The sequence below is a fragment of the Succinivibrio faecicola genome, from assembly GCF_019448115.1.
GTDB classification, from domain to species: domain Bacteria; phylum Pseudomonadota; class Gammaproteobacteria; order Enterobacterales; family Succinivibrionaceae; genus Succinivibrio; species Succinivibrio faecicola.
Genome location: NZ_JAGFNY010000005.1, coordinates 1 through 12393, shown reverse-complemented (window position 1 = coordinate 12393; position 12393 = coordinate 1). Strand labels below are relative to the sequence as shown.

Annotated in this window: 10 protein-coding genes and 1 other RNA gene; 7 read left to right on the top strand and 4 right to left on the bottom strand. The window is 36.0% G+C overall.

Features of this window, described 5'->3' with window-relative positions; translation table 11 throughout:
* The first annotated feature begins 133 nt into the window (after window positions 1-133).
* Window positions 134-1588, top strand: coding sequence for an AAA family ATPase (locus J5V48_RS02665; RefSeq protein WP_219936834.1), 1455 nt, complete (start codon window positions 134-136; stop codon window positions 1586-1588).
* Window positions 1589-1645: 57 nt separating this feature from the next.
* Here J5V48_RS02665 and ssrA read toward each other — a convergent pair.
* Window positions 1646-2009: a transfer-messenger RNA gene (gene ssrA / locus J5V48_RS02660) on the bottom strand.
* A 308-nt stretch (window positions 2010-2317) separates the two neighbouring features.
* Here ssrA and J5V48_RS02655 point away from each other — a divergent pair.
* Together J5V48_RS02655 and J5V48_RS02650 are read left to right on the top strand one after the other, a co-directional pair.
* Window positions 2318-3982, top strand: coding sequence for a SulP family inorganic anion transporter (locus tag J5V48_RS02655; protein ID WP_255557681.1), 1665 nt, complete (start codon window positions 2318-2320; stop codon window positions 3980-3982).
* A gap of 254 nt (window positions 3983-4236) precedes the next feature.
* Window positions 4237-5013 (top strand): DUF4037 domain-containing protein, encoded by a 777-nt coding sequence (locus tag J5V48_RS02650; RefSeq protein WP_219936830.1) that lies wholly within the window; start codon window positions 4237-4239, stop codon window positions 5011-5013.
* Window positions 5014-5044: 31 nt separating this feature from the next.
* Here the strand turns inward: J5V48_RS02650 and smpB are convergent, their stop codons facing one another.
* Entirely contained in the window at window positions 5045-5521 is a 477-nt protein-coding gene (gene smpB, locus J5V48_RS02645) for an SsrA-binding protein SmpB (protein WP_219936828.1), read from the bottom strand.
* A gap of 230 nt (window positions 5522-5751) precedes the next feature.
* Here smpB and J5V48_RS02640 point away from each other — a divergent pair, with 230 nt between their 5' ends.
* From J5V48_RS02640 to ettA, 3 genes are all read left to right on the top strand, one after another.
* Window positions 5752-7434: a methyl-accepting chemotaxis protein gene (locus J5V48_RS02640; RefSeq protein WP_219936825.1), complete on the top strand. Its 1683-nt coding sequence runs from the start codon at window positions 5752-5754 to the stop codon at window positions 7432-7434.
* A gap of 69 nt (window positions 7435-7503) precedes the next feature.
* Window positions 7504-8448 carry a flagellin N-terminal helical domain-containing protein gene (locus J5V48_RS02635; protein WP_219936823.1) on the top strand — a complete coding sequence of 315 codons (945 nt, stop codon included), beginning with the start codon at window positions 7504-7506 and terminating at the stop codon, window positions 8446-8448.
* Between the two features lie 110 nt (window positions 8449-8558).
* Window positions 8559-10223 carry an energy-dependent translational throttle protein EttA gene (ettA, locus tag J5V48_RS02630; protein ID WP_219936821.1) on the top strand — a complete coding sequence of 555 codons (1665 nt, stop codon included), beginning with the start codon at window positions 8559-8561 and terminating at the stop codon, window positions 10221-10223.
* A 58-nt stretch (window positions 10224-10281) separates the two neighbouring features.
* Here the strand turns inward: ettA and J5V48_RS02625 are convergent, their stop codons facing one another.
* Window positions 10282-10842: a GNAT family N-acetyltransferase gene (locus tag J5V48_RS02625; RefSeq protein WP_219936818.1), complete on the bottom strand. Its 561-nt coding sequence runs from the start codon at window positions 10840-10842 to the stop codon at window positions 10282-10284.
* A gap of 108 nt (window positions 10843-10950) precedes the next feature.
* On the opposite strand from J5V48_RS02625, the gene J5V48_RS02620 reads away from it, so the two are divergent.
* Window positions 10951-11691, top strand: a complete 741-nt coding sequence (locus tag J5V48_RS02620) for a basic amino acid ABC transporter substrate-binding protein (RefSeq protein WP_219936816.1) — start codon at window positions 10951-10953, stop codon at window positions 11689-11691.
* 147 nt (window positions 11692-11838) lie between these two features.
* On the opposite strand, the gene J5V48_RS02615 is transcribed toward J5V48_RS02620, so the two are convergent.
* The coding region (locus J5V48_RS02615) for a transposase (RefSeq protein WP_219936815.1) at window positions 11839-12393 on the bottom strand (555 nt) is incomplete at its 5' end.

The window sequence follows — 12393 nt, the reverse complement described above, 5'->3', positions numbered from 1 at the left end:
GAAGTTATAAAAAAGTATTTTTATCGAAAATTATAATTAGATATAAATGGAAAAAATGAATTCTTTTAATTATAATTTTCGAAGAGAAGACAAAAATTCCATTTCACCGAAAATTATAAATAAAGGATAAGCAATGCTAATCGGTAGAGAAAAAGAAATCAAAAAATTAAATGAGCTATATCATAGCGAAGATGCTGAACTTATTGCTTTATATGGTAGACGTCGTGTTGGCAAAACATACCTGATTGATGAAGTATTTAGAGATAGGTTAAATTTTCGTCATGCAGGATTATCTCCAATTGATAGTGAAAAGGAGAATGTAAAAGCACATTTAATGAAAGATCAGCTAACACATTTTTTTAGATCACTAACTATGCAAGGCTATAAAGGGAAAAAAACGCCTGAGTCATGGCTGGAGGCATTTTATATGCTTGAAGATCTTCTCGTGGAAAAATATAAGGACAATGAAAGAATTGTTGTTTTCTTAGACGAAATGCAATGGCTAGACACTCCGAAAGCAAAATTTATGACAGGTTTCGAGGCTTTTTGGAACGGGTGGGCCTGCCACAGAAAGAACCTTATGGTAATTGTTTGTGGAAGTTCCAGTTCCTGGATTCTCACCAATATCATAAACAATCACGGTGGTCTTTATGGAAGAGTCACATTCGAAATAAAACTTAAACCATTCACTCTTAGAGAATGCGAGCAATTTCTAACATCAAAGGAGATCTGTATGTCTCGTTATGATGTAATCCAAGCATACATGATGGTTGGTGGTATTCCTTATTATTTAAGGTATTTCAATAAGAGATTAAGTTTAGCTCAAAACATCAATGAAATCTTCTTTGCAGATGAAGCTCCATTAAAAGATGAATTTAATCGAATGTTTGCTTCACTATTTAAAAACGCAGAACCTATTAAACAAATCATAAAAGCAATAGCATCAAAAAATAAAGGCATAACAAGAAAAGAATTGTCTGAAATAACAGGAGTAACCGACAGCGGAGAAGTATCAAGGCAGCTTAACGCTTTAATTGCCGGAGATTTTATTATCAAATATAAATCATTTGGTGACAATAAAAGAGATGAAATATACAAACTAGTGGACCCGTTCTCTTATTTCTATTTAACGTTTTTAGACAAGAGCAGCGATAACAGAAATATTGACTGGATAAACATAGAAGACTCCAGTCGAGTACTTTCCTGGAAAGGCTATGCTTTTGAAAATGTTTGTTGGAATCACATCCACCAGATAAAAATGGCTCTGCAGATCGGAGGAGTATCTACAACAGAAGCGCTCTGGTCAAAAAGAGGAGATGAAAACACACGTGGAACACAAATTGATTTAATTATTGTAAGAAAAGACAATGTAGTACACATGTGTGAGATAAAGTTTTACAACGAAGAATTTGAAGTTGATAAGGATTACCACTTAATTCTAGAAAGACGAAAAAAAATTCTCCGAGAACAAATACCCAAAAGAGCAACTATTCACAATACACTGATAACAACGTATGGATTAAGAAAAACAAATTATTTTGGTGATTTTGTTCATGTAGTAACAATTGACCAGCTATTTGAAAATTAACACAAGGAAAAGAATTGAAACAGATCTCTTCATGCTGCATCAAGGTGTTAAAGGCTTTGGTGGAGGTGGAGGGACTTGAACCCTCGTCCCAAAAGACTGCATCTTCGGCACTACATGTTTAGGCAATCTTTGATCTTAGTACTAGCTGCGGACAGCCACGCTACATAATACCCAGTCTGTAAAGAGAGTTTAATGCTTCAGCTACAGACGGAGCTTCCACACGATCTAGTGAAGAACCGACCCCAGTGCGACTAAGTGTCACTAGAAAGACTTAGAACTGAGGGCTTTCAAGCAGGTTATTAAGCTGCTAAAGCGTAGGTTTCGTCGTTTGCGACTATTTTTATGCGACTTTTTTACAAGCTTTCGCCACTTGACATGCTCCTAGGAATTCATACTTCCGGTCGAAACCAGAATCACCCCCAAGATAAGACCTTTTTATTATACACAAAGGCTGAACATTGACAACAGGCTTTTTAGCTATTTCAACGTACAATGATCAGATAATTGCACTATAGATGAAAAAAATAAACTTTTTACATGATTATGAATTTTTGTCTTTTTGATTTTGGTATAATGCTCACACTTTTAAAGCTGATGCTTTTCTTTCCTGCATTAGCCTTAATTCATTTATATATGTACATCAATCAACAATTTAGCTTTTGCTAAGCTTGTTTTATATTTTTTATTATGAAAAATTCAAATCCATTTGTACCGGCATTTTTCACTTGCATGAAAGAAGGTTATTCTTTTAATCTTTTCAGAGCAGATGTAATTGCAGGTCTTACAGTAGCAATTGTTGCACTTCCACTTGCTATGGCTATGGCTGTAGCTTCAGGAGCATCACCTGATAAAGGCCTTGTAACCGCTGTTGTTGCAGGTTTCTTTATTTCTTTTTTAGGTGGTTCTAGAGTTCAGATCGGTGGTCCTACCGGTGCATTCGTTGTTGTGATTTTCAATGTAATCGCACAGCATGGCTTTAACGGATTAATCCTGTCATCAATTATGGCTGGTATTATCCTTGTTGTTGCAGGTTATGCAAAGTTAGGTAAACTGATTAAATATATTCCTTATCCGGTTATCACAGGTTTTACAACAGGTATTGCTGTAATCATCGCATCATCTCAGGTGAAGGATTTCCTTGGCTTAACAGTTGATAATGTACCTGCTGACTTTTTGAACAAATGGTATGTTTATCTTACTAACATTGATAAAACAACATATGCTGCCTTACTGCTCGGTGTTTTAGGTCTTGCAACTATTATTATCTGCAAGAAGATTTCTCCAAAGATCCCATCATACCTTGTTTCAATTCTTCTAATTTCAGTTCTTGCATATGTATTTAGTATGCCTGTTGAAACAATCGGTAGCAGATTCCCAAGCTTACCAACAGGTCTTCCATCTCCTGTTTGGCCAGAATTTTCTTTAGATCAGATAAGAGATCTTGTTCCTTCTGCATTTACAATTGCATTTTTAGCTGGTATTGAAGCTTTATTATCAGCCGTTGTTGCAGACGGTCTTATCGGTCACAAACATTCTTTAAATCAGGAACTAGTAGGTCAGGGTGTTGCTAATATTGCATCAGGTATTTTCGGTGGTATCCCTGCAACTGGTGCTATAGCACGTACTGCAACCAACATTAAGGCTGGTGGTAGAACTCCTGTTGCAGGTATTTTCCATGCAATCTTCCTATTAGTATTCCTATATACTGCAATGGACATTCTTGCATTCATTCCTATGGCTGCTCTAGCTGCCGTACTCTTCATGGTTTCATGGGGTATGTCAGATTTAAAGCACTTCATTCAGATTGCAAAGATAAGTCCATCAGACAGAACAATTCTTATCCTTACATTCTTACTGACTGTAATGGTTGATCTGACAGTTGCAATTGGTGTTGGTGTAACCTTCGCATCTCTACTGTTTATGCGTCACATGGCTCGTTCTGTTGAAGTAAGACGCCAGCATCACAGATCAGAGTATGAAGCTCAGGATGGTGATGATCCTGCTGATGATGATATTGAGATTCCAGAAGATGTTATTGTTCTTCAGATTAATGGACCTCTATTCTATGGTTTCGCATCAGAATTCTGTGATAAGTTAAAGTCTCTGGAGAAAATGCCAAGAATCCTTATTCTAAGAATGAGATTCATGCCATACCTAGATGCTTCTGGTGAAAATTCAATTGAAGATATCATCAAGATCTGCCGTGAACACAAGACATATGTTATCTTCTCAGCTGTTCGACCACAGCCAAGAGCTATTCTGCAAAAAGCAGGTATCCACAAGAATCTAGATGGTGCAATTGCTGTTGACTTTGAGCATGCTCTTACTATGGCTAAAGAGTTACTTGCAGACAAGAATTTTATGGAAAAACATCTCGATCCTTGTAACAAATAATATGTAACAATCATTCCATGATAATTACGCCTCGTATGAGGCGTAATTCATTTCTAATTCAAGAAATTTAAAAGTCCCTAAAAATACTTTAAAAGTAAATTTGGCTTCCTATTCTCTTTTAAAATTAAACACACTCCGCAAAAAGCAAAAAAAACAATTCTTTTTTATAAATCCAGCTTGTATGCTAAATACTTGTTTTATAAAGCCAAACAATATGTTAGGTTAAATTCTCAACCACATGACAGGCAACTTTTATGTACTTTTCTGAACTTTGTAAACTTTTTTCAAAACTACCTGAAGTTGATGCTCTTGCCCTATGTGGCTCTAGAGCTCAAGAGAATTATGATAGTAAATCAGATTATGATCTCTGCATTTACTGCTCCTGTATTCCAAATGAAGATGTAAGACGCACAATTTTAGAAAAAACATGTTCTTACATGGAAATGTCAAACTCATACTGGGAATTTGAAGATGATTGCACATTAAAAGATGGAATTGATATCGATCTGATATACAGAAATCTTAATGACTACAGAAACACTGTAAGCTATGTAGTCGATGGATGTAATTCCTATAATGGATATACAACATGTATGTGGCATACTCTCATCAACAGTAAAATCATTTTTGACAGAAATGGAGAGTTTGAAAAACTGCAAAAAGAGTATAAACGAGAGTATCCAGAAAAGCTTAAAAACAATATTATAGAAAGAAACATGAAACTTCTGTCAGGTTTTCTTCCATCATATGAAGGCCAAATAAACAAGGCTGTTTCAAGATCTGATCTTGTTTCTGTATGCCACAGAACTGCAGCTTTTATGGAATCATATTTTGATATTATTTTTGCTTTAAACAAATTAACACATCCTGGTGAAAAAAGGATGGTTGAATATGCACTTAAAAACGCAAAAACTCTGCCAAAGGATTTTTCAGAAAATATTGAACAACTTTATAAACATATGTACTCAGACAAACAGAAATTTATTCAGATCCTAAAAACAATGGTCTTACAACTAAAGGATATCATTTAAAAAAAATGCACTGATTTTCAGTGCATTTTGTCTATTTAAAATTCTTTTTCATGATACGCTCTTTATCACGAGCCCACTGGCGATCCTTAATAGAATCTCGCTTATCGTGTTCTTGTTTACCTCTTGCAACACCAATCTCAAGCTTAGCCCATGATCCCTTCCAGTACATTTTTAAAGGAATAATGGTATAGCCCTGACGCTGTACACAACCTATAAGCTTATCTATTTCTCTTCTTGATAGAAGAAGTTTTCTAGTTCTTGTAGGATCGCTTACAACAAAAGCACAGCTTGTCTTTAAAGGATTGATAATTGAACCTAAAACAATTACTTCACCATCCTTTACAGTTACGTAAGCCTCTGAAATGTTGCATTTACCAGCTCTTAAAGCCTTTACTTCCCATCCTTGAAGTTCAAGACCAGCCTCTAGCCTTTCTTCAACGAAATATTCAAAGCTTGCTTTTCTGTTAACGGCAATTACATTACTGCTTGATTTTTCTTTTTTAGCCATTATTAATAAATTCTCTAAAAAACAACCAATTTAATCCGATATATAAGCCAATATAAGGGTAAAAATTTGTACTTACTCCAAAATTATTAAATATTATATACGCGAATAACGGAATTATACTTTATTATTAGATATGGTATGTGAAGTTTTAATATTACACCTTTACATGATAATATGGACTTTATTTATTGTCTATACGCATGAGCATTGTTCAAGGTTGAGAGATACGTATGGAAGCGTTAAAGGCAACTTCTAAGAGTACAGAAACAAAAGATAACATGAGCAATAATCAGGAAAAAACAGATTTAAAAGATTCTGCAACGAATAGCAGTTACTCTTTTAAGTCAGCACCTTTTTTTAAATCTCTTTTTACGTTAAGTTTCAATGATATTTCCATTGTACAAAGAATCATTGCATCTTTTGTCTTTGCAATCTTAATTTTCTTCTTAGGTACATTGTTAATAAATTCTACATTAAACAAATACGTATCACAAAAACAATGCATTGATGACATTTATACAAATCTCCACTCTATAAGCTTATCTTTTGCACAGCTAAGCTCTCATTCAAATGCTACAAAAGAGCGCTTAAATATTTCTGACAAAATAAATTCTTTAGAAAAAATTCTTAATAACAAGGATAATATTTCCTTTTTTGATAACGATGAACATTCAAAGAAGATCATTTCTACACTAAATTCTTATTCAAAAGAAATAAAAGATCTTCTAAAAGACAATGAAGCTAATTATCTAAAAGGACTTGAAAACAGCATAAATACAATATCTACAGTTGATACTCTGACTAAAAGCGGAAAGATGAAATCTCCATACAGTCATATAACCATCTGCTTATATTCTGTAATAGGTATCAGCGGTATTGTTCTCATTCTTCTTACCATTTTCCTTTCAAAATCTCTTAACAGTGAAGTAAAGCATGTATGGAAGTCATTAAGAAGATTAGCTGCTGGCGATCTGACTTCATCAAGGAACAATAATTTTAGAAAAAATGAAATCGGAAATATCGACAAACTGGTTGACGATGTTGCTGATTCAATGAAGAAAACCGTTAGCAAGTTAAATCTAGACTTCAATAAGATGGTTCACATGGTAAATGTTAATTCATCCATGTTAGACAGTACATCAGATGCTATATCAATTCAAAGAGAAAAAGCTCACTCTGTAGCAGAGGCTACAGCAAACATGGAAAGTTCCATTGAAAAAGTTACAGAGTTTGCTAGATCTACTCTATCTGAAGTGAAGAACGCAGAAACAGCTTCAGACACCTGCAGATGTACAATGCAGGACAATATTACAACAACTCACTCACTGTCTAACAAGCTTAAAAATACATCCATCGCTATTTCAAATATCAATGAAATGGGTGAACAGATTAATGCTATCGTTAAAACAATTGCCGCAATTGCTGATCAGACAAATCTTTTAGCTCTTAATGCCACTATTGAGGCTGCTAGAACTGGTGAACATGGAAAGGGATTTGCTGTGGTAGCAAGTGAAGTTCGTGATCTTGCAACAAAGACAGCAGAATCTACAAAAGAGGTTGCTGATACAATTGCAAATCTGTCTGCTGCGGTAAAGAGCTGCGTTACTGTTGTTGCATCCTGTGAAGAGGAAATGAATAACTCAGTTTACCAAAGCTCAAAAGCAAACAGTGCTATTGAAGAGATTATGGGAATTATCGCAACAATCACTGATATGTCTGAGCAGATTGTTCACTCCTGCCAAGAACAGAGTGCCATTGCATCAGATGTTAACCATGCAATAAACAACATTAATTCAATTACCGATGAATGCTTTGTGAATATTACTGATTCCAAACAGAATGTTCATGAAATCAAAGAGCTTGCACAAAATCAGGTAGACAACCTGTCTACATTCAAAACAGACATTAATTAAATTTGGCATAGTTTTTTCATATCTTCTAAAAAGTGGCAATTTATTGCCACTAGTTAGGAGAGAAAAGATATGCCATTATTTATTAATACAAACCTTTCTGCACTGTCAGCAAAGCGTTCTGTAAATACAGCAACTTCAAAGCTTGATAAAGCTTATGAAAGACTGTCTACAGGACTTAAAATTAACAGCGCACAAGATGATCCTGCAGGAATTCAGACTTCTGACCGTCTGACCTTACAGTTAAATGCTTTACAGCAGACTAACCGAAATGCTCAAAATGCCATTGCCTATGCCCAGACAGCTGAAGGTGCTATGGATGAAATCACAACCATGCTTCAGAGAATCAGAACCCTTGCAATCAGTTCTGCTAATGGTACAAATACCAGTGATGCAAGAAAGGCTCTTCAAGATGAGGTTGATCAGCTCAATGCTGAAATTGTGCGTATCTCAAGAGACACAACTTTTGGTGGTCAGGATTTATTAAACGGAAACGCATCTATTGTACGTTTCCAGATTAGCCCTGATCCAGGCTCTCTTATCAAGATTGATTTATCAATTGGATTTGATACTGATTCTTTAGCTAAATATACAGCAAAACTTCAGGACTCTGATTCTTTCGATCTTCCTGAAGGCGCTCCTGCAAGTATTGCAGCAGCCGGTCCTTTCAATTTTGAAGATATCTTTTCATACGATGTAAACGGAAAAGGTATCGATATTTCCACTCAGTCATCAGCGCAGATTGTGCTTGCCGGTATTGATTATCTTATCAATGCAGTTGATACAAAGCGTTCAGAGCTGGGTGCCGTTCAAAACAGACTTGAATCTACCATCAGAAATCAGGAAAACATCTTTGAGAATGTTTCTGATTCAAGAGCCCAAATTCGAGATTCAGATTACTCTGAAGAGGTAACTGCATTTACAGCAGCACAGATCCTGCAGCAAGGTGCAGTATCAATTCTTACTCAGGCAAATTCAAAGCCTCAGATTGCACTTCAGATGCTTCAGGACAGCTAACTTACAAAATATCTACTCCTAACAGGGTCTAACTATAATGTTAGGCCCATTTTTTTCATAAAAAACAATATTCATGGTACAATGAGACAGTCATTTTTTAGAGGAAATTTATGGCTCAGTTTATTTATACAATGAATAGGGTGGGAAAGATTGTTCCACCAAAAAGACAGATCCTCAAAGATATATCGCTGTCATTTTTCCCTGGTGCAAAAATCGGTGTGCTTGGTTTAAATGGCGCTGGTAAATCTACACTTATCAAAATCATGGCTGGTGTTGATAAGGATTACGAGGGTGAAGCAAGACCTCAACCAGGTATCAAAATAGGTTATCTGCCTCAGGAGCCAGTTTTAGATCCTGAAAAGACTGTTAAAGAGGTTATTGAAGAGTCTTTTGAAGAGGTTACTAAGGCCTTAAAGAGACTTGATGAGGTTTATGCTGAATATGCTGATGAAAATGCAGACTTTGATGCATTAGCTAAAGAGCAGGCTCAGCTTGAGGCTATCATTCAGGCTCACGACGGTCATAACATCGAAGTTCAGATTGATAAAGCTGCTGATGCCTTAAGATTACCTCCTTTTGAAAGACAGATTAAGGTTTTATCTGGTGGTGAAAAGCGCCGTGTAGCACTTTGCAGACTTCTTTTAGAGAAGCCTGATATGCTGCTTCTTGACGAGCCTACAAACCATCTTGATGCTGAATCAATTGACTGGCTTGAACAGTTCCTTCACCAGTACCCTGGTACTGTTGTTGCAGTAACTCACGATCGTTACTTCCTTGACAATGTTGCAGGCTGGATCCTTGAGCTTGACCGTGGTGAGGGTATTCCTTGGGAGGGTAACTACTCTAGCTGGCTTGATCAGAAAGATAAGAGACTTCAGATTGAAGAGAATACTGAATCTGCAAGACGAAAATCGATTGAAAGAGAGCTTGAGTGGGTTCGTCAGGGCGCTAAGGGTCGTCATGCAAAATCTAAGGCTCGTCTTGCAAGATTTGAAGAATTATCTTCAGTTGAATATCAGACAAGAAATGAAACCAACGAGCTTTATATTCCACCAGGGCCACGCTTAGGTGAGACAGTACTTGAGGTAAACAATCTTTCTAAAGCCTATGATGGTCAGGTACTGATTGATGATCTGTCATTCTCTATTCCAAAGGGTGCTATCGTCGGTATTATCGGTCCTAACGGTGCAGGTAAGTCTACACTGTTTAGAATGATAACCGGAATTGAGCAGCCTGATGCAGGTTCTATCAAGCTTGGTGAAACTGTTGTAACAGCATATGTTGAACAGTTCAGAGACAAGATGAAGAACGAGAATACTGTTTATGAAGAGATTTCACAGGGTCAGGATATTTTAAGAGTCGGCTCATATGAAATTCCTTCAAGAGCATATATCGGCAGATTTAACTTCAGAGGTACAGATCAGCAAAAACGTGTTGGTGATCTGTCAGGTGGTGAAAGAGGTCGTTTACAGCTTGCAAAACTTTTACAGGTAGGCGGTAACTTCCTGTTACTTGACGAGCCAACAAACGATCTTGATGTGGAAACCTTACGTGCACTTGAAAATGCATTATTAGAGTTCCCAGGAGCTGCAATGGTTATCTCTCACGACCGTTGGTTCCTAGACCGTATTGCTACACACATCCTAGATTACGGTGATGAAGGTAAGGTAACCTTCTTTGAGGGCAACTATACTGAGTATGAGTCTTGGAAGAAGGCAAACCTTGGTGAAGCTGCTGTACCTCATCGTATTAAATTCAAAAAAGTTACTATGTAAATAGTAACTGTCAAAAAAGGTAACACATATGTGTTACCTTTTTTACATCTTCTCTGAACTAGTATCTTCTGAAAAGATTTTTAAATAGATAATGAGCTACAGGCTTTGCTGACATCTTTGTTATTGCAAAACCAGCTTTCTGTGCTGTTCTTAATGCCTTGATATTATCAACAGATGCTAAAGTTGATATACCATCAAGATATCCTTCATCATAGCATTTAGCAGAAAACTGTCTTAACTTTACACCCAAACCTCTATCCTGATACTCTGTTCTTATACCAACATAAAGCTCATGGATAACCTTTTTATTCTTTTCTGATGGCTGGAAGAAGAAAAGATCATAACCAATGACATTATCATCCTTATCGACAATAACGCTCATCAGCTCGTGTGCTTTGAATCTGTATAGCCATATAAGCCATGGATACAGAGGCTCCCTGAACAAACTTATATGAAGATTCTCTATCTGCTTTAAATATCTTGAACTGCCAGTTTTAAATGTAAAATTGCCATCTTTTTCTTCAAGCTCTTTACGTAAACCAGAATGGGCTCTTTTCAAATTGTATGTAACGAGCTTTACTCTTTCTGCCTGCTCTGACAGTCTGTGTACAATTTTCATAGCTCCTCCGTGTAAATGCTCATGCTAATTTTTGATGCGTATACTTGAATTTGTTCGTATACCCTATTACATTATAGTATCCAATGTATTTTTTTTCAGAGGCTTTCAATGAATTTCATCAAAAAATCACTTGCAGTTCTAGGCTTTTGCCTTTTTACTAATAATACATATGCTCAAGATTCTGTTTTAAACGTTGTAACTGAGCCTTCATTTGCACCTTTTGAGTTTATGGATCAGGAAACTACAGAGCTGGTGGGTTTTGACATTGATATTATCAAGGCAATAGCTGAAGTAGAAGATCTTAAGATCAATATTTCAAGCATGCCATTTGACGGTCAGATCCCTGCAATTCTTTCTGGTAATGCTGATATTGCAATATCAGGATTCACCATTACAAAAGAAAGAGCTAAGCTTGTTAACTTTTCAGAGCCTTACTATGATGCAGGCTTAGGAGCATTAGTTTCAAAGAAATATGAAGGCACAATCAAGACTCTTAAAGATTTAGAAGGCAAGTCACTGTGTACACAGATCGGCACTTCAGGTGCAATGTTTGCAGATAAAATCAAGGATGCAACATCAACACAGTTTAATACTGCAGCAGAATCATTCATGGAATTAAACAAAGGCTCATGTATTGCAGCTGTAAATGACAAACCTGTACTAGAATACTATCTTGCAACTAGCAAGAATAATGCTATGTTCCTATTATCTGACAGATTCACTTTTGAGCAGTATGGTATCGTAACCTCAAAGAAGAATAAAGATTTAACCGACAAGATCTCTCACGGTTTAAAGGTTATCAAGGAAAACGGAACATACGACAAGATTTATGCAAAATGGTTTAAATAATTAAGCTCTTTTACATGAAAAAAGGCCATACTATACTTCAAGTATAGTATGGCTTTTCTTTTATTTATAACTCGAGTTTCCCAGATAAAAAATTTAATTAAACCTAGATACACTCTAGTGTTGATGCTCTTTAAAAACTTGTATTGATTAAGTTGCTATTGGATCTCCTAAGATCTGTTTTAGATATCTACAGATCCCTGTGAACCAGTCTGATAGGCTGTCAGTGATTATTTTCTGAGCTTTTGCAAAACAGTTTTTCTTAAGAACTTTTGCTTCAAATAGTTTCTTTGCTATGTTGTTAAAACTCAGCATAAGAGATTCTATTGCACTGACAAAGGGGATATCTTCTAACTGTTGACAGGTAGAGCGAAATAGTTCTCCTAAAGATCGCTCGTCAATATTATATCTGCGAATAAACTCAAGCATGATGTATCTTATAGATGAGATATTCATAAAAGCAAAGAGATTATCATAATCTCTAGCTGAGCTTTCAGTGCCTAAACGGAAATATTGCTTTTGAGCTCTGAAGTTGGTCTCAATCAACCATCTTCTAGCATATAGTCTAACAATCTCTTCACAATCTAGTGAGGTGTCTGTAGAAAGGAGAGCTAGATATTCATTGGAGCAATTGCGATTTCTAATAAAAACCAGTTTGATAGGAATATCACCTTTGGTTTTTACAATTGCACTGCAAATGATGTC